We start from the raw sequence: 25166 nt of genomic DNA, 5'->3' as shown, positions 1-25166 counted from the left end.
ATCGACCAACAGAGATGCGTGACCCCGTAGGCCAAGGTCCGCTCCCAAGAAAACAAGGACAGCCACAGATTGTTCGAGATTAGGGCGAAACCGGACTCCCCAGAATAAGCCTCCCGGGGAGTAATCTCGTTTAATTCTGCGGAATAGGGCCTTCGCTCATATTCCGTGGCGGCATGGTCTTCTTGAGTTTTTCAACATCACGTCGGCTGACGGGTGGTGCATCATTGCCCCAGCTTTGACGGATGAAGGTTACAACATCAGCGATCTCTTGATCACTCAGATGCCCTTCAAAAGACGGCATCGTTAAAGCGGATGGCGCTTTGTGCATTGCGGGTAGTGTGGCGCCACTCTGTACAATATGCACCAAGGATGCCGGGTTTGCGCTCATGACCACAGGGTTTCCGGCTAGTGGTGGGAACACATCCGGATAACCGGAACCATCTGTACGGTGACATGCGGCGCAGTTATTGACGTAGAGCATTGCGCCACGTTCTGTTGTCCGGCCTTGATGCAATTCGTTGGTGACGCGTGGGTCATACACCCAAGGTTTTTCTTTTAAGCGTGAAGGGCCAAGGTGATGAAGATAGTGCGCAATAGCATGAAGGTCAGCAGCAGAGAGGTTTTGTGTCCCGTGCATAATGGCCGGAGTCATGCTGCCAAAGGCCGATCCTTTTTGGTTTCGCCCCGTGGCTAGGAAGGTGGCAATATCATCCTCACTCCAACGGCCAAGACCGGTGCGGTCATCGGCGCGTAAGCTGGGTGGAATATAGCCATCCACAGCAGCACCGCCGGAGAGATAGGCGTCTCCTTCCTGAGTGCTTAAAGCTTTCTCTTGCATGGCGAGGCCACGTGGGGAGTGGCAAGCCCCACAATGCCCAGGGCCTTCGACAAGATATGCCCCGCGGGCAAGGATCATGTCATCATAGGCTGCTTGTGTTGTTTTGAGTGCCTTCTCAGGGGATGGTGAGAAAATGCCACGCCAAAAAATGAGTGGCCACCGCATTGAAAGCGGCCATGGGATGGTATTTTTCGGTGGCTGTGCGGCAGAAGGTGTAATGCCGTTGTGGAAATACACATACAGAGCATGCATGTCCTCATCGGTCATGCGTGCGTAAGACGGGTAAGGCATGGCAGGGTAGAGGGTACTGCCATCTTTGCGAATACCGCGCCGTATCGCGCGCGCGAATTCTTCCTCGGTATAGGCGCCGATGCCGTGCTCTTGGTCTGGTGTAATATTGGTTGAGTGAATAGTACCAAAGGGGAGGGCAAAGGCCATACCACCGGTATATTCTTCGCGCCCTTGGACGGAGTGACAGGCTGAGCAGTCTGAGGCCGCAGCGATATAACGGCCTTTTTCAATAAGAGCCGCATCAGGTGTTGAAGGCGCGGCTAATGAGGCCCCAATGCTAGAGAGGCAAACAGCAATTGCACTGACAGAACGCAGAGCTGCTGCGCTGAGCTTGCGCTTGGAAGAAGAGTGTCGCTTGCTCATGCTTGCACCATCGGGCCGGGGGATTTCAGATAGGTGGTCCGAATATGATGGGCAGACCAATAAGCGAGCGCGGCTACGGTGCCTGTTGGATTATAGCCCATTCCTTGCGGGAAGGCATTGGAGCCGATGACAAAGACGTTTGAGACGTCCCAGCTTTGCAGGTATCGGTTGAGTGCGCTCGTTTGGGGGTTATCCCCCATAATTGCGCCGCCCCCGAGATGGGTTGTCTGGTAGTGGCGTGTGTCAAAAGGCTGCCCAAATTCGAGGTGATTGAGGCTGACTTTCGTGGCACCCATAGCCCGGGCAATGGGTGCAATTTTATTGACCACGTATTGGTTCATGCGGATGTCGTTATCCTTCCATGTGAAGGTCATGCGCAGGAGGGGGAGGCCGTAGGCGTCTTTCCACGTGGGGTCGAGGTCAAGATACACGTCACGGTAAGCCATGTTGCTGCCATGGGCATCAATGGCGAGGGAGTGCTTGTAGGTATCAACCAAGGCATCTTTATAGCCAGCGCCCCAGCGTGGCGTGCCGTGTCCTCCCGTACCTAGGGCCGCAGCAATAGGCTTCATACCCGCTTGGTTTACCCAAACCGGTGAGCCACCCACAAAGCCAAGCGGGCCGTGGTCAAAATTCATGCTGTTAAAATCATCAATTGCGACACCAACGCCGCCCGCACCAACGAATTGATTGGTGTAGTTGTTTTCAGGCAGCCAGACGCGTGATGTTGTGATGGTTTGGTAAACGAAATTTCGCCCAATGGTGCCGGTGTTTTTGACCGGGTCATAGGGTTTCCCAATGCCGGATAGGAGCATCAAATGAACGTTGTGGAATTGGAAGGCGCTTAGAATAACCAAATCGGCTTTGAGAGATGTTTCTTTCTGCGTCGTTGTATCGAGATATGTGACACCGGTGGCTTTTGTTTTGCTCCCGTCTAAATCCACGCGCAAAACATGGGCATTCGCGATGATCTTAAAGCGTTTATCTTGGCGCAAAGCGGGCAAAATGTTCACATTTGGGGAGGCTTTTGAGTACAGATAGCAATCATATCCACTGCAATATCCGCAGAAATTACATGGGCCCATCTGGCAGCCATAGGGGTTGGTATAGGGCTGAGACGCATTGGCCGCGGGTAGGGAGTAAGGGTGGTATCCTGCGTCTTTTGCGGCTTTGCGGAAGGTCGAAGCGGAGAAAGTGTCTTTCATAGCGGGTAAGGGAAAATCGCTCGAACGGTCTGGAGCGAAAACATTGCCATCGCCAATGACTTTGCCTTTTACGGTATAGGCTGTGCCCGATGTCCCGAAGACTTTTTCCGCTTTATCAAAGAAGGGCTCAAGTTCTTCGTATGTTACTCCATAATCCTGTAGATTCATGTCTTTGGGGATGAAGCTTTTACCGTAGCGTTCTTCCATTGCGCTCCGTAAGCGTAAGTCATTTGGGTCTGCGCGGAAATGCACGCCGGACCAATGTAGGCCCGCTCCGCCTACGCCTTCTCCCGGCAAAAACGCTGCTAATTGACGGTAGGGCAGTGCTGTTTGATCCATGGTATTACGGATCGTAACAGTTGTTTTGGCTAGGTTTTGGAAGAGCCGTTTACGCACAGCACCACGAAGCTCATCAATGGAGTCCGGATATGCGCCTTCAACTGCGGTGGTATGTTCTTTGCCGCGCTCTAATAGGATGACGGAAAGGCCAGCTTCGGTGAGTTCTTTGGCCATAATAGTGCCAGCCCAACCGGCGCCCACAATAATGGCATCTGCATTTTTTGTATTCATGATCAAAGGACTTTTTACGCGGTTTGGCCAGAGATGGAGACGGGGGGGAGAGGGTAGGCAGCACCCTCTTGATTGACCCAATCCATGAAGTCAGCGCGGGCACCGGGGAAGCCCAGCATTAGCCAGCCGCCGAGATTATGATTCCCGCCGTATAGTGGGTCTGAAAAAGCACCTTCCAATGTATTGGTACGTAATTGCTCAAAGAAAGTGCGCCCGGGAATGTCATGGAGTTGGATGGATCCACCTTCCAACGCGGTGAGGATGGCATCTTGCGTTTGGGCAGAGAGGCTTGCAAAATTCGTGCCGTATTGCTGGCGGGCATACTGCTCCAAAGCTGTAATGCCACGGCGGTATAGTGCGCGCGGTACGAGCGGAAGTTGATACCCTAAATTTGCAGGGCCTTCTTGGAAGGGCGCGCTCATATACCAGTTATCACCGACACCATATGGCGTTTGCATTTGCCGGTCGATAAATTCTGGTACGCCGAGTTCGGTTGCTCCCGGTCCATTGTGATCTTTGGGGAAAAGGCGTTCTGTTGCGGCTGTTAGAAAACTATATTCTTCTGCAGTGAAAAATTGTGGTTTGTAAGGGGCTGCCGCCGCTTCATGCGCGAGGGCGCGCGACACGCTGGTACTGGGCTGCGTTAACCAAAAAGCGGTTGTCCCTAGAAGAGCGCTGGTGACGCTCCGGCGAGGCAACGTAAAGCGAGGTTTCGGGGTAGAAGTTGGGTCAGGTTTGACCATGTCGTACTCCGGTCGGGCCGTATGATAAAATGATATGATTGTGCAATGACCAGAACGGCCGTCCCAGACCCTTAACCATGTCCCGCTTTATATCTCCAGTGAAATGGAGTTCACGAACGTGAGAGCAAGACGATTATTGTGCGTGTGTTGCGTTTGTGGTGGGAAGTTTCAGCACTCCCGCTTTAGGCGAGTGGGTGGAAGGAGTTGGGGGTACGCTGCTCTCTTGACCCGTTGGAAAAATTGCATCGGGAGTGTCTGACGGTGCTGCGGTTTTGGAGGTGGGCGTTGGGGCCGATGTGTTTTGTATCGGCATGGTGGTGGGTGTCGCCGATGGCGTGGCTGGAGCCGTCGTGGTTGATGGCGCAGGAGGCTGTGCGCTCGAACCGGGTGCTGTGAGGCTTTGTTGCTGGATGCCGCCCGTTAGAAGGTTGCCCTCAGCATCTGTGAGCCAATCGGCCAGACGGTGGCGGATTTGGTACTCCAGTTCGACATTCATGTCCTGCGTCATTTGTTTTGTGAGAGTATCTAAGGCAGCCGGAGAGGAAGCACTTTGGTCTGTTGATGTGAAATGGCGTGTGACGCGGGCATGGACATAACCCGTGTGCTGATTATTGGCATCGGTAACATTGAGCTGCACATCCATCGCGCCATCGACGGCATCATCGGAAGTTGGTTGGAGGTAGGCTTGTTTAATAATGAATTGGCCCTGCCCCGTGGTGCCAGTGCCGACGAGGCGCTGCTGAGCGAGGATTTTTAACGCGCTATTGGGCGGGGTGGGAGCACGTGCGCTCAATGAGTCCGGTGTCGGTGCGGTTTGATCTTGCACATCAATCGCAGCGACATTGAGATGAAGAGGGGTGAGGTAGCTGAAATCAGGTGGGCTAAAATGCTGCGGTTGGGCATCATCTGCACAGGCGCTGAGCCCTAAGAAAGACAGTCCCAGCATAAAAGCACGTGTGGTGCGGTGTGGATGATTAAGGCGAGTAGAGGAAGAAAAAGAGTGTACCGTCATCATCCATGGTCCTTACAGTTAGGGTATTTATAATGTTTTTGTTGAGAAAAAACGTTTTTTAAGACGTTGGAAGAACTTGTCTTCCTTCTGTGTATGCGGGGTTATGGGGGGGTGTGGCAATACGGGTAAGAAATCGGGATCGGTCGCAGCAGCCGTTGGACGAGGGGGCTCTGATGAGATGCTTTCAACCGCAGGTGTTTGCGTCGTCTGCGGTTGAAAGCGTGTTGTAGAGGCGCGCCCCACACCAAAGTCCGAGGCGAGGAAAGGGCGTGCTTGTGCAATAGCAGTGCTGTGGTTTGGGTTCTGTGCAAACCAAGCTAAAATCCAGTCTGGTAGCAGCGCCGCCAGAGGGGAGTCTGAAATGAGTAAACGCCCTTGCGGGTAATAAAATGAAGGGCGTTCTGCTGTTATATCAACTGGCCAGATGAGGTAAAAAATCTGCCCTGCCTCTGGGTCATGAAAACGGTAAGCCGTATGGCTGATGAGGTCTAACGGAATTTGCGCTCGTAATGGTGCCCCGGAAAAAGGTGACGTAAGGACCAGTGCATCAGCGTTAGGGCGCGCCTGTAAAAGAGTGGCGATCCGCCCTTCAGGAATGAAGTCTCCATTGGGGCAGGTGAGGGCCTCACCACTATCAGCGTGACCGGACGGGATGTGCACGAGGCGGTCCGTATGCTGATCGAGCCATGCTGAAGCAAGTTCGCGCAGTGCCGTGACGGGTAAATCATCACGGAAAAGAGATGCCTCAGGGTTGGGTGCGCTGCTCAAGACGCCGTTTGTCAGTGGCCGAAAGAGAGGCTCTAAGGCGTTTAGCAAGGCGTGCTGATCATCGGCCGGAAGAGCAAGGGCATGGCTGCCTTGATAGGTATCAGCAGAGAGCCACCAGCAGGCCTCACGACCGCTGGCGGTTTCTGTGAACAGCACGACGCTAAACCCATCGGCAATATAGTGACGTGATGTCACTTCCCAACCGGGGTAAAGCTGAGTTACGGCCTCACCGTTTAGGATGATCCCACCGAGGGAAGTCGTGCTGTTAGATGTCATGCAGGGTCCGTTGCGCTCAGATTGTCACGTGAGAAGCGGAAGTCGTGATTACAGAATTCACATTTCATGGTGATCACGCCATCTTCTGCCATGTGATCAAGATCATCGTCACTGAAACGTGTCAGAACGTTTACAAGGCGTGAACGTGAGCAATGGCAAGAATAAGCAAGAGCACGTGGCGCACTATCTTGAACGTCGAGCGTACCGAACAGGCGATGGGTCAGGTCTTGTGCTGAAAGCTTCTCGTTAAAGAGTTCGTTTTCGCGCAAGGTATCAGCGAAGGCGCATGCTGTTTCCCAAGCATCTTCGGCATCATTTTGTTGTGTATCGGCACCGCCGTCAGCGGCAATACGTTCTAGGACCAGAGCACCAGCTTCCCAGCCATTGGGGCCGCGTGTGCAGAATAGCCGGATATGGCAGGCATGCTGTTCACTTGTGGTGAAATAGTGCTCAGCCATTTCGGACAGGGTTTGGCCTTTGATCTCGACCACACCTTGATGGCGCTCTGTGTCCGGCCCTTGATCAATGGTGAACGCGAGATAACCGTTACCCAGCAGTCCGGCGGCATCGTCGGGTAGGGCGCTGGTGTCAGCGTCATCGTCGAGGCGTGCGAGGCCACGAATGCCACCGTTATTCGTTGCATCGGCCAAGAGCATGGAGACGGGGCCGTCCCCCTTAACCTGTAGGGACAGAGAGCCTTGGAATTTTAAGGCGGACGCCATCGCTGCGACGAGTGCGAGTGCTTGCCCATTCAAGCGAGCAACACTTTCCGGCACATCGTGGCGGGATAAGATGGCGTCTGCCAGTGCACCTAGGCGGACGATACGGCCGCGCACGGGGGAGCGTTCGAGGTGAAATGGGAGAACCCCGCCAGCGACCACCATGTCGGGGACGTCAGGGCGTGTCGTATCAAGAAAAGGCGGCTGGTCGATCAAAAAATATTCCTTTCTGGACGCGTTCTAGAACGCGACAAGATCGGTGCGGTTTTCCGCACCGATGCCGTGGGGTTAGTCGTGTTCTGCGCCGAGAGCCCAAAGCAGCAGACCCTTTTGGGAGTGCAGTCGGTTTTCAGCTTCATCAAACACAACAGAAGCAGGGCCTTCAAAGACCTCTTCTGTGACTTCTTCCCCTATATGGGCAGGCAAACAATGTAAGAATAGGGCCCCAGCTGCGGCTTTTGCCATAAGGTCTGCATTGACTTGATAAGGGCGGAATGCATTCAAGCGAGCATCACGGTCGCTATCTCCCATGCTGACCCATGTGTCCGTGAGAACGGCATGCGCGCCTGCAACGGCTTCGTTTGGATTGGTGAAGAGTTCAATGCTTGCGCCATTTTGGCGCGCCCATGACACAACGGCCGGGTCTGGCTGAAATGCTTCTGGAGTAGCGATACGGACTTTGAAATCAAGGCGTGCGGCCGCTTCCATGAGGGAAGTAGCAACGTTATTGCCGTCACCAACCCATGCGAGTGTTTTGCCGGTAATCGGGCCGCGATGTTCTTCAAAGGTCAGAATATCGGCCAAAATCTGGATGGGATGAGAGACAGGCGTTAGGCCGTTAATGACGGGTACGCTGCTCCATTGTGCCATTTCGCGGAGGGCCGAATCATTGCCGGTACGCAGAACAATGACGTCCAAAAAGCGGGAGAGAACGCGTGCCGTGTCGGCAATGCTTTCGCCTCGGCCTAGTTGCATATCACCGGGGGAGAGGACGGTGGTCCGTCCTCCTAATTGTCCCATGCCAACCTCGAAGGAAACGCGGGTACGCGTGGAAGGCTGCGCGAGGATTAGTCCTAAGCTACGGCCTTCTAATGGGCGTGCCGGGTGCAGCGGTAGGCGGCGGTCAATTTGCTGTGCTTTGACGCGTGCAGCCGTTTTTAGAATGCTGCGAAGTGTCTTCCCGCTGTGGTCACGAATATCGAGAAAATGCCGGAGATGAGATGTCTTCACGATAGGTTTTTGTTCAGCGGGGCTCACGATGCGCAGTCCTTTTTGGTTTCCGTTTTATGGGTGGTGAGAGCATGTGCTGCTGTAATGAGAAGGTCACAAGCAGCACGACAATCGGCTTGAGTGACAATAAGTGGTGGTACAAGGCGGAGGACATTATCGCCTGCCGTTACGGCTAGTAGGCCTTGTTGAACGACGGCATTGAGGACGTCCCCGACGGGCAGGGTGCAATGTAGGCCACGCATGAGGCCGAGGCCGCGTACGGAGTCAAAGACGCCGTTAGAGTTGTGGACCACGTTTTCTAACATCGTGCCGAAAGCGCTGCCTGTGGTTTCAATGTGCTCAATAAAGCCGGGTTGGAGAATTTCGGTCATGACACAGGTCCCAGCAGCACAGGCGAGGGGATTGCCACCGAAGGTTGTGCCGTGAGAGCCGGGTGTCATGTGTTTTGCCACTTCTTCTGTGGCTAAGATGGCCCCGAGTGGGAAGCCACCGCCAATGCCTTTGGCAACGGACATAACGTCAGGCGTTATACCGGCCCATTCATGCGCGAAGAGTTTACCTGTACGCCCGACGCCAGTTTGGACCTCATCAAAACCAAGATAGAGGCCAAATTCATCACAGACCGCACTAAGGGCCTTCATGAAGTGAATGTCGGCGGTTTTAATACCGCTTTCCCCTTGGATTGGCTCGACAATGATGCCTGCCGTTTCGGGGGTGATCGCATCACGTAAGGTATTGGTGTTGTTGAAGGGGATGTGATCGAACCCTTCAACAACGGGGCCAAAGCCCTTGAGATAGGCTGGGTTTCCGCCTGCGGCGATCATGGCCAGCGTTCGCCCGTGGAAGGCGCCGTCAAAGCACAAAATGCGTGTGCGTTCAGGGTGACCGTTCTCGTATTGAGCGCGGCGGATCATTTTGACCATGCCTTCATTGGCTTCGGCCCCGGAATTGCAGAACAAAACCGAATCGGCAAAGGTGTTCTGCACTAGAAGGTCTGCTAGTTCTTCGGATTGTGGCACGCGGTATAGATTAGAAACATGCATGACTTTACCCGCTTGCTCCGCAATGGTGCGGACCAATTTCGGGTGGGCGTGGCCCAGCGATGACACCGCGATGCCTGCACCAAAATCCATGAATCGTCGTCCGTCCGCCGTCTGCAGCCAGATGCCTTGGCCTTGCTCAAAGGCGAGGTCAGCACGGTTGTAGTTGGGCATAAGGGAGGCGATCATGATGGTGATCAATCCTATTCATAAAATGGTGTACAAAGACGGATGTGGAACACGAAAGCCCCGCTCCGGCTCATCCTTGAAGGATGCCGGGCGGGGCTGATATGTCATCACAGCACTATTCTGACGCGCGAAAACGCGTTCCGTCAAATGCTTCTGTCAGATTTTACGTGAGACGCGTGTATAAATCAGGTCTCGGGCGAGCCAGCAGCCGACACGAATGGTATGAATACGCTCGCCGTGACGTTGCATATTCAGTGTCCAATCGCCAGGGGCTGTATGGTCTAAGGCGCGAGGACATGGAAGCACCCATAAATTCTCGGCAAGGCGTTGCAAGGGCTCCATTTTCCCGTCTCCCAACATGCCAGAGAACCCCCCATAGACAACGCCGCCGTCTGTGGTGATGGATAAAGTGGCATCATCCAACTCTGCGCACACATATTCACCCGCTAATGAGATGATCTCATTATCTGGCGCGATGGGGCTGATATCTTTGGCGCGTTCCAGATGTGTGGTGCGGTTCTCTTTGAGGTGCTCCATCTGAAGGGTGCTGTCATTCAGCGTGGTTAGGCATATGCTGCTGTTTTCGGCTCGGTCGGTGCCGCTGATGTTCAGTGTGTCGGGCAGCATCAGGTAGCGCAGGCGTAACGCATATTCTGCTGGGTCAATGCGTGCTGAAAGACCGGTTTCGCGTTCACGGTACACACCGGGCAGGGCGCTCTCCGCAGGGAGGGGGGCTGGGTTGGGCGTTATGTTTAATGCTGCGCCAAGGAGTTCGGCTGCAGCGTTTTGCGCGGGTGACATATGGTTGAACATCACCACAACCGATAAGCGCTCTGAGGCAACATGCAGGCGGTGTGAACGCCAGCCGCGTAAGGCTCCACCATGTGCTGTGACGGCTTTTCCATGCAGTGTTAAGTGCTGTAGCCCGAAGCCATAGGGGGCGGGTGTACCGTTGCTGAAGGTGGTGGGGGTGGATAGGCGATTATAGAGACTGTTGGGGTCACCACGCGTCGTATCAATGAAGCGTTCCCACGCGATCATATCGTCTAGAGAAGCGCCGAGGCCTGCATCACCCGTCCACCAGATATTATTGACGGCGGGGCGGAAGCCTGTGGTGACGGAGCCTTCATAGCCGATGGTTCCATCAGGCATGGCCTGCGTTTCTGCCGCGAGAATGGCGCGCTCCATACCGGCAGGTTGGAAGACAGAAGTTTGTAGGATTTCTGCAAAGCTACGGCCTGTATGCTCTTGTAGTGCATCTGACAGCAGGCGGAAGTTCTGATTGACGTAAGAATAGGATGTGCCGGGGGCAAACTGTAGGGAGCGTGTGCCGCGGATCACGCGTTCGGCTTCACGATCTCCGAAATATCCTTCGATGGGCGCACCATGCAGCATGGCGACGGCCCAGTAGTCGCGCAGGCCAGATTGGTTATGCGCTAGATGCAGGGCATCAGGGTGTGGCCCTTTGAGTAGTGGAAGGCGGGATGCAATCGCTGCGTTGAGAGACATTGGGTCTGGGGTTGTGTCCAGCATGGCCGCGCATGTGAATTGCTTGGTGATCGAGCACATGCGGAACAACGTGGCCGGGGTGAAGGGAATGCGGCGCTCGGCATTGGCGTAGCCCCAACAGTGTCGCGCTATGATGGTACCACGGTGAATAATGGCCACTGCGCCGCCCGGTCCGGGGTAGCGTTGTGGGAGGGAACGAAGGGCAGCGTCCAGCGCAGGAGAAAATGATACGTTCATGTCATGACCATACGCGATCTTTGCTTGCCGTAAATGCCCGTTCAGTTTCATACTCATGAAAATGATAGAGATACCAGCAGCCCCTGATTTTCGTACGCTGCGTGAGACAGCACTTGCGCATCTGGCCCGTTTTGCAACGACGGAGCAAGGCTTGCGACAGATGCTGGAAAGACGGTTACGTCGCTGGGGAATGCGTGCGGTTCAGGCCGGGCTTAATGAAGAGGAATTGACAGAAAAGCTTACCTCTTTGCGCGGTATTATCGATGATGTTGTTTATGCGATGCGCGCATTGGGTGCGGTTGATGATCCGGGGTTTGCACGAACGAAAGCGTCTAGCTTGGCGCGGACGGGGCGTTCACGTCGGGCGGTAGAGGCGCGCCTCCAGCAAAAAGGCATAGATGCGGAGACGGCGCAGGAAGCGTTGTCCGATTCGCTGGGGGAAAAGGGAGAGGCTGCGGCGAAAGACGCTGAATTGGCGGCAGCGCTTATTTTGGCACGTAAGCGGCGGGTGGGGCCTTTTCGGCGTGATGATCGGCCGCAGGAAGAGCATATGCGTGTGCTGGGAATTTTTGCGCGGAATGGATTTTCGCGGGATGTTTCTGAAACCGCCTTATCAATGGATCGCTATGATGCAGAAGAACGTATTATTGCGTTCCGCAATCGTCATTAAATGATGTTCTCCACGCGGCAGAATGTCGGGTGTTGGTCTGCTGTCCTGTTGCTTGGCGTATTGTCTTTGGCGGGGTGCAGTGGTGGCCGCGGTCGTTTTGATGGGGATGTGCAGTGTGCGCCTTATGCACGGGCTCAGACGGGTATTGCGCTTCACGGGAATGCCGCAACGTGGTGGTGGCAGGCCGCCGGGCGTTATACGCGTACGCATACCCCGTCTGCTGGGGCGATTTTGGTGTTCAAAGCAACACGTCGCATGCCTTACGGGCACGTCTCTGTCGTCCGGCGTGTGGTGGATGACGATACGATCTTGGTGGATCAGGCCAATTGGGCACCGGGGAGCATTGATAATGCTGTGCCGGTTAAGGATATTTCAGAGGCACATAATTGGTCTGTAGTGCGTGTGTGGTGGAGTCCCGGTGCGATTATGGGGTTGCGGCCTAACCCAACCTATGGGTTCATTATTCCATAGCAAACAGTCTGCTCTGTGCTTTTGAGTACGGTAGAATGCTTGCACAATTGGTCAAGCCTTGCCACATGAGGGAAGCCTTGGCATTTCGGAGTATAAGAACATGGGCGGTATGAGCCCCATTCACTGGGTCATTCTTGCGGTTGTTGTTCTCGTCGTCTTTGGCGGCGGCGGTAAAATTAGTGGCATGATGGGTGACTTCGCGAAGGGGATTAAGTCCTTCAAGAAGAATATGGCTGATGATGAATCAATGGCTGCGTCCAACGGTTCAGCATCAGAAAGCCCGGGCCATTTGTCTGCTCCTCAGCAAAATGTGAATGCTGCTGGGCAAACGCAGGCGCATGAGACAACACAAACGCGGGTTTGATAACGTTGAACAGCCGTTTGGATGAAGACAATACGCTGCTTGATCCCGCTTGGGAGCAGGCGCGTGTGGATGTAGTGCGCGCGGGTCAGCGTATGGATCAGCGCGGCTGGGTTCCGGCAACGGCGGGGAATATTTCACGCCGCCTGCCGGATGGTCGTATCGCGATTACGCGTTCGGGGGGGCATAAAGGCTTTCTGAGCGTTGAGGATGTGATTGAGATCACGCCAGAGGGGCGCCCGGTTCAGCAAGGGCAGAAGGCTAGTGCTGAAACGCTTTTGCACACGCAGCTTTATGCGCATGATGCCTCTATTGGGGCTGTGCTGCATGGTCATTCTGTTGCGGCGACGGTTCTATCGCGCGATGAAGTGCGGGATGCGATTACGCTTGAAGGCTATGAAGTTCTGAAAGTGTTTGAGGGACAGACGACGCATGAGACGTCGCTTGAGCTACCTCTTTTTGCGAATGATCAGGATATTGCACGTCTGGCCACCAAGGTAGCTCCTCATTTGTCACATATGCCGATCGGATATTTGATCCGTGGGCATGGTGTGTATGTCTGGGGCCCGGATATGCCGACGGCACTCGCGCGTTTGGAAGGACTTGAGTTCCTTCTGGCCTGCCATCTGGCCCATCTTCAAAAAGGCTAAGAGTCATGAGTCGTTTGACGGTTTACCGGGATGATGCACCGGGAAAGCTTTTGCTTGATCTCTCCACTCCCGGAGAAATTGCAGAGACGCTGCGCCCGCATAACATTCGTTTTGAGCGCTGGTCTGCGCCGGTAACACCGGCAAAGGATGCATCGACCGACGAGATATTGGAAGCGTATCGTCCTTATCTGGATACGTTGATGGGGGAGACTGGGGCAGGCAGTGCGGATGTCGTGCGGATCAATGCACAAACACCGAACTTGCCGGAGCTTCGGAAAAAATTTCTCTCAGAGCATACTCATAGTGAAGATGAAGTCCGTTTTTTTGTGCATGGGCAAGGGGCGTTTGTTCTGCATATCCAAGGGCGTGTTTATTCGGTGTTGTGCACGGAAGGTGATTTGATTTCTGTGCCAACGGGTATTCCGCATTGGTTTGATGCGGGTGCTACGCCAGACGTTGTGGCGCTGCGGGTCTTTACGGATAAAACTGGTTGGATTGCTGATTATACAGGCGATGATATTGCGGAGCGCTTTCCGGCGAATGTGCCGGTAGTGGCTGTGCAGGCCTGACGGAGATACCATGGTTCGCCTTGTTCTGCTGGATATTGAAGGCACGACTTTGCCGATCACATTCGTGAAGGATGTGATGTTCCCTTACGCTGCGCGTGCGCTTCCGACGGTGCTTGAGGAGCAAGCTGAACCTGTGGTGATAAAAGCGCGGGCTGATATTGAGGCAGCGTTTCCGGGGCGTGCTCCACTGGATGTGTGTCGTGATTGGATGGCGCGCGATGAAAAAGCCGCGCCGTTGAAGGCATTGCAGGGAGTTGCGTGGCGGCAAGGCTTTGCTGATGGCACGATCCGCGCGGATTTATATGCGGATGTGCTTCCAGCTTTACAGGCGTGGCATGATGCGGGTTTGCGCCTCGCTGTCTATTCGTCGGGCTCTATTCCATCACAAAAATTGCTGTATGGGCATACGGTACAAGGGGATGTGACGGGCTTGTTTGAAGGGTTTTATGACCTTTCGACTGGCGGAAAAAAAGACGCAGATTCTTACCGCAAGATCGCTGTTGCTGCAGGTGTGGCACCGCAGGATATTTTGTTCCTTTCGGATATCGGTGCGGAATTGGATGCTGCGATTGAGGCTGGCTATGCCGTTTGCCAACTCGTTCGTGCACAAGATGGCACGGTGCCGCATCCGGGCGTGCCCCAAGCGGCAACGTTGGGAGAAGTCGCGCAGAATTTTGATCTTCTAGGCGCGTAAGCGGGATGAGTGTTTACACGGATTGGCGGGATATTCCGGTAGAAGCCCGTGGTTCGGTTGTGGCTTTGGGTAATTTTGACGGTGTGCATCGTGGGCATGTGCATGTTTTAAATACGCTGCGAGCGGCACGTCCGGAGCGTCCATTAGCAGTGGTAACGTTCGACCCACATCCTCGGGCTTTATTTCGCCCGCAAGATCCTACTTTCCGTTTGATGCTGCCTGATGTGAGAGCGCGTGCTTTGCTCGATCATGGGGTTCAATCCGTTTTCCAACTCCCATTTGATACAGATTTTTCGCGTCTTGGTGCCGAGGAGTTTGTGGAGGATGTATTGATCGCCGCGTTGGGTGTTCATCATGTGGCGTGCGGGGCTGATTTTGCTTTTGGTCATCGGCGCGGTGGTGATACCGCGCGTTTGGAAGAGTTGCTCACAGCGCATGGTGTTGGCCTCAGTATTGTCCCGCAATTGATGGATGAGAATGGGCCAATTTCATCAAGTCGTATTCGGCGCTTGTTGCAAGAAGGGTATCCAGAGCGGGCAGCCATGGAATTAGGGCGTTTGTGGAGTATCGTTGGCCCGGTGGTGCATGGTGACCAACGAGGGCGGGTCCTAGGGTTCCCGACAGCGAATATTCCTTTGGGGCAGCATGTTGAGCCTGCGCGTGGGGTTTATGCGGTCTGGGTGACCTTGCCAGATGGGCGCGTTGTGCCGGGTGTAGCGAATATTGGACGGCGCCCGACGATTAATGATGGGCAGGAGAGCCGCTTAGAGGTGCATCTCTTTGACTTTTCTGAGGATTTATATGGGCAGACCTTATCCGTGGCACTGGTGGGTTTGTTGCGGGAAGAGCGCCGTTTTAATGGTTTGGATGCTTTGAAAATGCAGATTGCAGCCGATGCAGTGCAAGCACGGGCAATGTTAAACCTCTGATAAGGTGTGTGGGAGGTGCGTTTGGTGACGGACTGATTCTGTTCTGTTGCCTTTGTAACGTTGTTGTATTTTAGACACGTTTCGCATGTGATGTACGTGAATGTCTCTGCTGTCGGTGCAGCATAGAGTTTTCATTTTTTGGAATGAAAATTGATGATTGTGGTCTTTTCTGGAAAGGGAAAGCACGGCCCATCAAAGTATAAAAATTATTTAAATATTTGAAAAATAAGATCTTTTTTTTGCCCTTGCGTGAGCGGGGCGTGGTGGTGTTTTGAGGGGAGTAATTCTTTAAAAACGCGCAAAATACGACACAATATGAAATCTATGACAGTTTTATGTATGTGACTTAAATCGGTAACTTTTGTTGCGTTTTCGGGCTTATTAAATCGCGCTTCAGAAACAGAAATATTTTCCTGATCTGGAGTTTTTCGTGAAAAAAGTAAAACTACTTTTGGTCGCGACATCTGCGTGCACACCGATGCTTTTTGCAACGGGTGCTTTGGCGCAAGAGACGCAAAAAGCGGCTGCTAAGGCTGCTCCGGTAGCGCACAAGCTGAATAAGCAACCTGTAGTATCTCGTAACAGTGACACGCAGGAGCAGGTGATTGTTACCGGGACCCGTGCTGCTCACGTGAAGGCACGTCAGAGCATCAGCCCGATTACGTTGATTTCTGCAGCAACGCTGGCGCGTTCTGGTGAACTGAACGTGTCAAACGCACTGACGCGGACATATCCGTCTATCAGCATGAGTGCGCGTGGCTCGAACACGAACTCTCTGGTTGCTTCCATTCAGATGCGTGGCTTGAACCCGAATGAAACGTTGGTCTTGGTGGATGGTAAGCGCCGCCACACGACGGCTAATATTGTTCAGAAGTCCGGGCCTCAATTCGCATCATCCGGTGTGGATATGAACATGATCCCCGGGAATATGATCGATCATATCGAGGTATTGGAAGACGGTGCTGCGGCGATGTACGGTTCAGACGCGATTGCGGGCGTTGTGAACATCATCACCAAGAAAAAGGATCACGGTTTCAACTTGGCGGCACAAACCGGCGCTAATGCGTATAACGGTGATGGCTGGCAGTATCAGCTTGATGCTGATGGCGGTTTGAAGCTCGGGACGGATGGGTATGTGCATTTGGGTGCACAGCTTTATCATACGGATCATATGATTGCGTGGGGCCCAGATCATGCTCTTCTGGGGTACTGGCCAGATGGTGCGGATACGTCAAAGTATTTTGTAAAGCCGGGCGTTAATCAGTCATGGAAAGGTCGTAAGACTGACTATGTGAGCTCACCAGAAGAGACGCGCGAGAACTTCGGTATTGATTTTGCTAAACCTCTGACAGAAGGCGTTGAGCTGTATGGTCAGAGTACATTGGCTTATCGTCATGCTGAAATGCAGGCGTATAAATCGCCGTATGTTGTGCCGGGTTATTTCCCAGATGGTATGCGCTCCATCACAGCGGATGACGAGTTAGATTACTCCGCATCTTTGGGGCTGCGTGGTCATAATCTGTTCGGCTTTGATTGGGATCTTTCGTCCGTTTACGGTGGTGATCACTCCCGGATTAGCATCAGCAATGTTGTTAACTTTGGGATGATTGCTGCAAAGGGATATTCTCCGACGAAGTTCTGGGATTACACTCAGAAAAACGCTCAATGGACGAATAACCTCGACTTGCGTCGTGCCTTCACGATTGGTTCGTTCTTGCCGGTGAACTTGGCGATGGGCGGTGAGCATCGTTTGGACTCTTACCAAATCGTTTCGGGTAACCCTGAATCTTACCTCTATGGCGGTCCGGTAGAGCATGTTGGTATGCCGCCACAATCTGCTGGCAAGTGGTTCCGTGACGTTTACTCAGCGTATATTGATACGACGCTGCACCCAACGCAGAAGCTGCAGGTCGATCTGGCTGGACGTTACGAGTACTATACGAACACGCAAAGCACAGAGAATGGCAAGGTTTCTGCGCGCTATGACGTGACGTCTCGTTTTGCTCTGCGTGGTACGATCAGCAATGGTTTCCGTGCGCCAACGCTGCAAGAGGCTCATTTCAGCCGTTTGAATACCTTTGCGGGTAGCGGTAGTGTTGCGGGTCAGTTGCCGGTTGAGTCGGCGGCGGCACGTTCTTTGGGAGCGGTCGGGCTGAAGCCGGAGCGTTCAACAAATGCCAGCTTCGGCTTCACAGCAGAGCCATTGCAAGGTCTGCATGTTGAGGCTGATGCTTACCAGATTAACCTGCGTGACCGGATTGTGCAGGGTGGTACAGTTAAGGGTGCATCAGCTCTGAGAGCGATCAGCTCTTTCGGTTTCGATGTCTCTCCAACTGCGAGCAATATTTTGAATTCGTCAGCGTATTACCTGTCAAATGGTGCGTCGACGCGTACACAAGGTATGGATTTGAAGGCCGATTATCTCGTGCGGATGCATGATTACGGTAATCTGAGCCTGACGGCAGCGTTGAACTTGAACCGGACACGTTTGCATCATAACGGTCTTTCGAGCATGGGTAAGCAACTCCTGAACGATCAGGGTATTGCGTATCTTACGACGGCAACGCCACGTAGCAAGCTGATCCTCAATGCGCTGTGGACGGTTGGTAAGTGGGACGTCAATCTGCGCCAGAGCCGTTATGGCGAAACGACGTCGATGATGACGTTCCAGGATTGGACGCCAACTTGGGCAACGTGTTCAAAGAACGGTCAGCAACTGCGTTATTCTAACGCTTGCTTCGCGCAGTTTAAGAATACGCCGCGTTGGTTGACGGATCTGGAAATCGGTTATCGTGTCACGCCGAGCATTCATGCCTCTGTCGGTGCAAACAACATCTTTAATGTGCGCCCACGTAAGCTGCCAGGTGAACTCACGCAGGCAGGTAACACGATGTATGACCAATTCTCTGGTCAGGTGCCATTTACAGGTGCTTACTACTTTGGTCGTGTAAACGCTTCATTCTGAGGTTCATGCACAGAAAAAGGCCCCTTCCTAATGGAAGGGGCCTTTTTTGTATGTGCGGTGCAAGATAACTGTGTTGAAGAGGTTATTCTTACAACGGAGTTTATGAGGCCAGATTTGGCCTGAGCCTGAGTTGACGCTTTATGGCTCAGCGTGGTGGCGTACGAGGTTATGATACACGTTCGTTAACGATAAAACGCGCGGGTCTTCTGGAGCATCAGCGGCTAATGCACGGATGTTTTGATCCAGTGTATAGAGCGATTCACGAATAACGGGGTCTCGGATTAGGCTTTGCGTCCAGAGGACAGCGGCAAAGCGCTCGCCACGTGTGAGGGGAGAGACGCTGTGCAGGGATGATGACGGGTACAGCACCATGTCACCCGCTGGGAAACGAAGTTTCCGTGCGCCGAAATTATCTTCGATGGTGAGTTCGCCGCCCTCATACTCATCAAGATCAGACAGGAAGAGTGTTGAGGAGAGATCAGCGCGGATGGTGCCGCGTTTGTCGTAGCGAATGGCATTATCGACATGTGTGCCAAAATGCTGGTTTTCGCTTGCTTGATACCGGCTCAACATGGGCGGATAGATCCGTTTAGGCAGGGCAGCGGAAACGAATTCCGGTGTTCTGCCCAAACGGGTTGCAAGCTCATCGCCAAATTGAATGGCGAGGGGATCATCCTCTGGGATCTGCATATTGTGCTTCACCCGAGAGGATTGGTGCCCTGCGGTAACGCGCCCATCCGTCCATGGTGCGAGGGTGAGGCGTTCCCGCCACTGGCGGACGGCATCACGATCAAGAACACCGGGGATATGGATGAGCATGAAACAGGGCTCCTGATCAGTAATGTGCGCTCAAAGAGAACAGGGCAGCGCGGCCCGGACCGACGACGATATGCGTTGGGTGAAGCCCAGCATAATACAACTCATTTGAGATGTTTGTCAGGTTCGCCTGTGCGGTGAGGTGCTGATTGATACGGTATTTCGCCATGATCTGTGCGGTTACGTAACCGGGCGCACGCTCAAGGATCGTGGTGCCTGAGACCGGGTAAGAGCTTGCTGTACGGCTGGAAGAGTAGTTTACGCCAGCGCCGAGTTCCAGCGGAATGCTATTAAAGCGGTATTCTGACCACATGGAGAGCGTGTGCTTTGGAGCATTAGGCGGCTGGTTGCCGAGTTCCAATGGGCTCGGTGACTTGATGACTGTTGCATCATCATAAGCGTAACCGCCGAAGACGCTGAGTTGCTTGGTGATGTGGCCAGCCAAGGAAAGTTCGAAACCTTGTGAACGATAGGTACCGGCATTGATCATGCTGGTGGCATCGTTCGGGTTGGTTTCACGGACGTTGTCCATCAGGATTTTATACAGGGCACCGCTGATAGACAGGCCATGTACGTTCCATTTTGAGCCTAGCTCGTAGGTGTATGACAGCTGTGGTTGCAATGTTGCTGTGGAAGCTGTCAGAGCAACGTTCTCACCAGACGGGTCAAAAGATGTGCCGTAGGAGAAGTAAACGGAGCTGTTATCCGTTGGTGTGTACACAAAAGCGGTACGGAATGTGGAGCGCTTATCTGTACGGCCAACGTTCACGCGTGTGAGGTTTTCGTGGTAGTTGGTCGTGTAATCGTCAAAGCGATAAGCGCCGAGGATCTGGAATTTCTTCCAGCTGATTTGGTCATTGATGTAGGGCGCATAATCGGTTGAGACGGCACCAGAGACGGCGCGTAATGTTGGCGCCATAGGAACGGCGACGTCATCTGCTGGGGTGAGCAGTGATGTTTTGCTGCGCGGCAGGTAGTTATAGCGCGTAATGTCGGCCATTTGGCGTTGCTCTTCCATGCCGGCCATCAGTTCATGTTTGATGGCACCGGTATGGAAGGTTGCAGCGAGTTCGGTTTGGTTATCAATCAGGCTGGATTCACCTGACAGAGCCAGCACGTTACGCGAGACTTGGATGGATGACAGTGGTGTGCCTGCCGGAACGACGTCAACATACGGTGTGTAACCGAGGATTTCGGCTTCGGTCGCACGTTGGCGGGGTTGATAGTAAGAGTACCGGAACTGATCATGGATCGTGATGTTCTGGCTTAGATCATGCTCAAGGCGGATCGTTGAGATGCTGACATCTGCTTTTTGATAATCGCCTTGGTAACCGTAATAGTTACTGCGTTTGACTGGAGCAGGGGAGCCGTTCAGCCAAGGGAGGCCGTAGGACTGAGAATCATAATTCTGCTGCCAGAATTCATCGATATGCAGGCGTGTGCTGGTGTTCAGGCCAAAGGCGAGTGACGGAGCAATGCCGTAGCGGCGCGGGTGTTCATAACCAACACCTGCTGTGTTGGACTGGTTTGCCATCGCGTTGATACGGAAAGCGGTACCGCCCAGAACGTTCCAGTTGCGGCTGACATCAGCGGTTGCACGTTGTGTGCCGTCGGTGCCGAAGGAGATACTGCCTTCGGTGCGAGACATCATGTCAGCACGTTTGGTGACTTCGTTAATGACGCCGCCGGTGGAACCACGACCAAACAGTGCACCTGATGGGCCTTTGAGGACTTCGACTGTTTCAAGGTCGAACGGGTCACGATAATAGCTGCCGAAATCCAGCATGCCATCACGGTAGAAATCGTTCTGAGCATTAAAGCCGCGAATGGAGAGATTATCGCCCTGTTGCGCGCCTTCACCTGCTGCAATGGACACACCCGGAACCGTTTGCAGGACCTGCGCCATGCTAACGGTGTTTTGGTCTGCCATGACCTGCTTGGGCACTTCAATGATCGTTTGAGGCGTGTTGATCAGTGAGGTGCGGATACGATCGAGGTGCGGTTGCAGTTCCTGATAGTCATGCGCGTGGCCGATGACCTGAAGGTTTTCGACGCTGGTGCTGTCGCGGCCATCGCGCTCGGTCAGGTCATTATGATCTTCTTGACCATGATGGTGGGGGTGATGGTGTTGTTTGTCGGTCTCTGTGGTGTCTGCCAATGCCATGCGTGGAAGAAGGCAGGCGCCTGCCAGAACAAGGCCGAGCGTCGGGCTACGATGTGACGGCGCGAAAGGCGACGAATCGTTACATGTTGAAGATGTAGTCATAAATAACCTGTATGTGATAATAAATCGCAACAACTCGCTATAGGTAATGAGAATTGTTTGCAATACGGATGTCACACCTCTGTTGCCCTGCCGACACGCATTCTGAAAAACTTTGTTATGAAAAAAGATTTAAGATTCGTCAGGATGCTGCGCGCGGCGATGTCGCTGCTCAAACGTTATGGGGGCAGATCTTGCTGGATAGTGATCCAGAGGCAGGGCAGGCGCCAGATTTAATTGGCGCACGAGACTGGTTCCGCATTGCTGCTGAAGCGCAGTTTCCACCTGCGTTGAATATGCTGGGGCGTTGCCTAGAGCGTGGCTGGGGTGGCGAAGTGGACTGGCCGGCCGCGGCGCGGGCGTATGAAGCGGCAGTAATGCTGGGCGATGATTGGGCGCGGTATAATCTGGCGAATATGGTGCTGCGTGGGCGCGGTGTACCGCAAGATCGTGCACGGGCGTTTATCTTATTTGAGCAAGCGGCGCGGCGTGGACATGCGAAGTCTATGAATTTGGTGGCGCGTTGTTTGGAAGAAGGGTGGGGGTGTTCGCCTAATCGTGCTGCCGCGGAAGCGTGGTATTTGCGCTCGGCCGAGCAGGGGGATTACCGGGGGCAGCATAATTATGCGGTGCTTTTGGCGGAGCGTGGTGCTTTTCATGATGCTTTTCAGTGGTGGGGGAGGGCATTATCTGAGGCCACGCCTGATATTCGAGAAGCGATGCGCGCTATTCTTCAGCAATTAAGCCAGCATAAAGAGGCGCAGAATTTGCTTCGCCGCTTGGCGGAATAACTTCAGAAAACGGTGATTTAGTAAGGCATAAGGGCGCTGAGGGGGGAGAGTGGACTTGACCACATTGCCTCTCGCTCTCCATATGAAACACATTTGCTTTTATGCCTGACCAAACGAGGCCGTTTTTTCCATGTCCGACGCCAGTTTTAAAGAACAACAGGAACGCTATCGCCAGACTGTGTTTTTGCCACGCACCGCTTTCCCAATGCGTGGTGGCCTTCCGAAGCGCGAGCCAGCAACATTGGAGCGCTGGGATGCGATAGATCTGGACGGACAGATTAGAGCGGCAGAGACAGGGCGCCCGGTTTTTACGCTGCATGATGGCCCTCCCTATGCGAATGGTCACATTCATATCGGTCATGCCCTGAATAAGGTCATGAAAGACGTGGTGAACCGTGCGCATCGTATGTCGGGTTATGCTGTGCGGTATCAGCCGGGTTGGGACTGTCATGGTCTGCCGATTGAATGGCGGATTGAGGAACAGTACCGAAAGGCAGGTAAGAACAAGGACGAAGTGCCGCTTTTGCAATTCCGTGCAGAGTGCCGTGAGTATGCGGCGCAATGGGTGGCGAAGCAGGCAGACGACTTTAAGCGCCTTGGTGTTCAGGCGGAATGGGCTCATCGTTACGTCACGATGGATTTTGAGTCAGAAGCGAAGATTGTTCAGGAAATTGGCCGTTTTCTGCTGAATGGCGGTTTGTACCGTGGTCTGCGCCCTGTGATGTGGAGCCCGGTTGAAAAAACGGCTCTGGCAGAAGCAGAAATCGAATATCACGATATTGAATCCACCACGATTCATGTGGCGTTCCCTGTTGTTAAAGATACGACGCCGGGTAAGGCGCTGGCTGATGTGTCTGCCGTGATCTGGACGACCACGCCTTGGACCATGCCGGCAAACCGCGCCATTACGTTTGGCCCCGAAATCACTTATGTTGTGGTGCGGGTTGATGAGACGGCTGAAGGCAGCAAGGTGCCAGTAGGTGCGAAGCTTCTCGTCGCGGAAGATTTGGCGGAAGGGTTCTGCCAGCAGGTCGGTATTGCAGCGCATCATGTGCTGTACACCCTGCCGGGCAGTGCGTTGGACGGTGTGGTCTGCGCTCATCCATGGCGTGGCCGTGGTTATGAGCATGATGTCCCTTTGCTCTCTGCAGATTTCGTCACGACGGATGCCGGTACGGGTCTGGTGCATACGGCGCCATCGCATGGTGTGGATGACTTTATTGTCAGCCGTGCTCATGGGATTGAAGTGCCGGAATTGGTGCTGGATGATGGTCGTTATGCGGCTTGGGTGCCGCATTTGGCGGGAACGCATGTGTTTAAGGCGTCTGACCCGGTCTGTGCTTTGCTCGATGATGTGCGTGATGAGGCTGAGCGTGCTGGCGGGGCCGCAACGGGGCTGATGGCGCGTAGTAAGGTGCTGCATTCTTACCCGCATTCATGGCGTTCAAAAGCGCCGGTTATTTACCGTGCGACGCCACAATGGTTTATTGCCATGGATGGTGAGCAGAAGCTGCGGGATAAGGCGCTTAAAGCGCTGGATGATGTGACTTTTGTGCCGGAATCCGCACGCCGTCGTTTGACGTCTATGGTGGAGCAGCGTCCGGACTGGTGTATTTCTCGTCAACGTGCTTGGGGCGTGCCGATTGCCGTATTCGTCGAAAAGCGGACGGGTGAAGTGCTGCGGGACCCGGCTGTGATGGCGCGTATCGTCGAAGCCTTCAAGGAAAAGGGGGCAGATGTTTGGTATGAAGCTGATCCGGCCCAGTTCCTTGGGGAAGGGCGTGATCCGGCGGATTACGAGCAGGTCTTTGATATTGTGGATGTGTGGTTTGAGTCTGGCTCAAGTCATACCTTCATCGAAGGCCAAGAGAACATGAATGTTCCGGCTGATTTGTATCTTGAAGGGTCTGATCAGCATCGTGGTTGGTTCCAGTCTTCCTTGCTGGAAGGTGTTGGGACGCGTGGTGTTTCTCCGTACAAAGCTGTTGTGACCAATGGCTTCGTGCTGGATGAGCAGGGGCGCAAAATGTCCAAGTCTTTGGGCAATGTCGTGGCGCCTGCTGATGTTTGGGGTTCATTGGGGGCAGATATTCTGCGTCTGTGGATTTTGAACTCAGACACGAACGAAGATCTGCGTATCGGTAATGACATTCTGAAGCAGCAGGGCGAGTTGTATCGCCGCCTGCGTAATACGTTGCGTTGGTTACTGGGTGCACTGGAAGGTTTCGTTGAGGAAGAAGTCGTTCCTTATGCTGAATTGCCGCCTTTGGAGCGTTATATCCTGCATCGTTTGTCTGAACTGCATGGGTTGATTGCGCGTGCGGTGGAGACGCATCAATGGGTTGGTGTGTATCCGGCGCTGCATGGTTTCTGCACCACTGATTTGTCCGCGTTCTACTTCGATATTCGTAAGGATGCGCTGTATTGTGATGCGCCGTCCGACCCGACGCGCCGTGCTGTGCGTACGGTGTTGGATGTGCTGCATCGTTCGCTCTGCACATGGTTAGCGCCTGTGCTTGTCTTTACGGCGGAAGAAGCGTGGCAGGCACGGTTTGGTGAAGAAAGCAGCATCCATTTAGAAGGCTTCTTTGAGCCAAAAGCAGAATGGCATGATGCAGCGCTTGGGGAAGCATGGGATCATATCCGTGCGTATCGCCGCGTTGTGACGACAGAGTTGGAGACGGCGCGTCGTGATGGTGTGATTGGGTCTTCTTTGGAAGCGCAAGTGACACTGCCATTAACAGCAGAAGAGCGTGCGCGGTTTGGTGATACGTCACTGGATTGGGCGGAGTTGCTGATTGCGTCTCAGGTTACACTGACAGACGCAGAAGCAGAGCATGCTGCACCAAAGGTGGAGCGTGCTGCTGGTGAAAAATGTGCCCGTTGCTGGAAGGTTTTGCCAGAAGTGGGTGAACACGAAGAGCATTCAGCGCTTTGCCGTCGTTGTGTGAGTGTTGTGGCTTAAGGGGTGTGGGACACGCAGTAGAGGATCTTGCC

The 25166-nt window shown here is 53.8% G+C and carries 21 protein-coding genes; 10 read left to right on the top strand and 11 right to left on the bottom strand.

The window, feature by feature from the left end; all coding sequences use genetic code 11:
• Positions 1–130 precede the first annotated feature (130 nt).
• From KB213_RS09580 to KB213_RS09540, 9 genes are all read right to left on the bottom strand, one after another.
• Positions 131–1492, bottom strand: a complete 1362-nt coding sequence (locus KB213_RS09580) for a c-type cytochrome (RefSeq protein WP_211682541.1) — start codon at positions 1490–1492, stop codon at positions 131–133.
• Complete coding sequence (locus KB213_RS09575; RefSeq protein WP_211682539.1) at positions 1489–3267, bottom strand: GMC family oxidoreductase; 1779 nt, start codon at positions 3265–3267, stop codon at positions 1489–1491. Before KB213_RS09575 ends, KB213_RS09580 begins: the two co-directional genes overlap by 4 nt.
• Positions 3268–3281: 14 nt before the next feature.
• Positions 3282–4010 (bottom strand): gluconate 2-dehydrogenase subunit 3 family protein, encoded by a 729-nt coding sequence (locus KB213_RS09570; protein WP_211682538.1) that lies wholly within the window; start codon positions 4008–4010, stop codon positions 3282–3284.
• A 133-nt stretch (positions 4011–4143) separates the two neighbouring features.
• Positions 4144–5025, bottom strand: a complete 882-nt coding sequence (locus KB213_RS09565; RefSeq protein ID WP_249110459.1) for a hypothetical protein — start codon at positions 5023–5025, stop codon at positions 4144–4146.
• 24 nt (positions 5026–5049) lie between these two features.
• Positions 5050–6066 carry a hypothetical protein gene (locus tag KB213_RS09560; protein ID WP_211682536.1) on the bottom strand — a complete coding sequence of 339 codons (1017 nt, stop codon included), beginning with the start codon at positions 6064–6066 and terminating at the stop codon, positions 5050–5052.
• Entirely contained in the window at positions 6063–6998 is a 936-nt protein-coding gene (gene hslO / locus KB213_RS09555) for an Hsp33 family molecular chaperone HslO (RefSeq protein ID WP_346266703.1), read from the bottom strand. Before hslO ends, KB213_RS09560 begins: the two co-directional genes overlap by 4 nt.
• A gap of 75 nt (positions 6999–7073) precedes the next feature.
• The gene (gene argF / locus KB213_RS09550; RefSeq protein ID WP_346266699.1) at positions 7074–8042 is read right to left on the bottom strand and encodes an ornithine carbamoyltransferase; all 969 of its coding nucleotides are present in this window, start codon (positions 8040–8042) and stop codon (positions 7074–7076) included.
• A complete protein-coding gene (locus tag KB213_RS09545; protein ID WP_211682534.1) occupies positions 8039–9244 on the bottom strand; it encodes an aspartate aminotransferase family protein in 1206 nt (401 codons plus the stop codon). The genes argF and KB213_RS09545 overlap by 4 nt, the downstream gene beginning before the upstream one ends.
• Before the next feature lie 156 nt (positions 9245–9400).
• Positions 9401–11041, bottom strand: coding sequence for a D-aminopeptidase (locus KB213_RS09540; RefSeq protein ID WP_249110457.1), 1641 nt, complete (start codon positions 11039–11041; stop codon positions 9401–9403).
• Between the two features lie 10 nt (positions 11042–11051).
• Here KB213_RS09540 and KB213_RS09535 point away from each other — a divergent pair, with 10 nt between their 5' ends.
• From KB213_RS09535 to KB213_RS09500, 8 genes are all read left to right on the top strand, one after another.
• Entirely contained in the window at positions 11052–11660 is a 609-nt protein-coding gene (locus KB213_RS09535; RefSeq protein ID WP_211682532.1) for a regulatory protein RecX, read from the top strand.
• Positions 11661–12131 carry a CHAP domain-containing protein gene (locus KB213_RS09530; RefSeq protein WP_211682530.1) on the top strand — a complete coding sequence of 157 codons (471 nt, stop codon included), beginning with the start codon at positions 11661–11663 and terminating at the stop codon, positions 12129–12131.
• A 100-nt stretch (positions 12132–12231) separates the two neighbouring features.
• Positions 12232–12495 carry a twin-arginine translocase TatA/TatE family subunit gene (gene tatA, locus KB213_RS09525; protein ID WP_211682528.1) on the top strand — a complete coding sequence of 88 codons (264 nt, stop codon included), beginning with the start codon at positions 12232–12234 and terminating at the stop codon, positions 12493–12495.
• A gap of 17 nt (positions 12496–12512) precedes the next feature.
• The gene (locus tag KB213_RS09520) at positions 12513–13142 is read left to right on the top strand and encodes a methylthioribulose 1-phosphate dehydratase (RefSeq protein ID WP_211682678.1); all 630 of its coding nucleotides are present in this window, start codon (positions 12513–12515) and stop codon (positions 13140–13142) included.
• A gap of 5 nt (positions 13143–13147) precedes the next feature.
• Positions 13148–13711, top strand: coding sequence for a 1,2-dihydroxy-3-keto-5-methylthiopentene dioxygenase (locus KB213_RS09515; protein WP_211682526.1), 564 nt, complete (start codon positions 13148–13150; stop codon positions 13709–13711).
• 10 nt (positions 13712–13721) lie between these two features.
• Positions 13722–14405 carry an acireductone synthase gene (gene mtnC / locus KB213_RS09510; RefSeq protein ID WP_211682525.1) on the top strand — a complete coding sequence of 228 codons (684 nt, stop codon included), beginning with the start codon at positions 13722–13724 and terminating at the stop codon, positions 14403–14405.
• Positions 14406–14410: 5 nt separating this feature from the next.
• Complete coding sequence (locus tag KB213_RS09505; RefSeq protein ID WP_211682523.1) at positions 14411–15334, top strand: bifunctional riboflavin kinase/FAD synthetase; 924 nt, start codon at positions 14411–14413, stop codon at positions 15332–15334.
• Positions 15335–15812: 478 nt separating this feature from the next.
• The gene (locus KB213_RS09500) at positions 15813–18299 is read left to right on the top strand and encodes a TonB-dependent receptor plug domain-containing protein (protein WP_211682676.1); all 2487 of its coding nucleotides are present in this window, start codon (positions 15813–15815) and stop codon (positions 18297–18299) included.
• A 138-nt stretch (positions 18300–18437) separates the two neighbouring features.
• On the opposite strand, the gene KB213_RS09495 is transcribed toward KB213_RS09500, so the two are convergent.
• Positions 18438–19118, bottom strand: coding sequence for a Fe2+-dependent dioxygenase (locus KB213_RS09495; RefSeq protein ID WP_211682521.1), 681 nt, complete (start codon positions 19116–19118; stop codon positions 18438–18440).
• Between the two features lie 16 nt (positions 19119–19134).
• On the bottom strand, positions 19135–21381 hold the full coding sequence (locus tag KB213_RS09490) for a TonB-dependent receptor (protein ID WP_211682519.1): 2247 nt from the start codon (positions 21379–21381) through the stop codon (positions 19135–19137).
• A 191-nt stretch (positions 21382–21572) separates the two neighbouring features.
• Here KB213_RS09490 and KB213_RS09485 point away from each other — a divergent pair, with 191 nt between their 5' ends.
• On the top strand, positions 21573–22169 hold the full coding sequence (locus KB213_RS09485) for a tetratricopeptide repeat protein (protein ID WP_249110455.1): 597 nt from the start codon (positions 21573–21575) through the stop codon (positions 22167–22169).
• A 130-nt stretch (positions 22170–22299) separates the two neighbouring features.
• Positions 22300–25134 (top strand): isoleucine--tRNA ligase, encoded by a 2835-nt coding sequence (gene ileS, locus KB213_RS09480; RefSeq protein ID WP_211682516.1) that lies wholly within the window; start codon positions 22300–22302, stop codon positions 25132–25134.
• Positions 25135–25166: the final 32 nt, after the last annotated feature.

It is taken from the genome of Neokomagataea anthophila, from assembly GCF_018122595.1.
Lineage (GTDB): Bacteria > Pseudomonadota > Alphaproteobacteria > Acetobacterales > Acetobacteraceae > Gluconobacter > Gluconobacter anthophilus.
The sequence above is the reverse complement of the archived record's forward strand: the minus strand, read 5'-3'. Positions and strand labels throughout refer to the sequence as shown.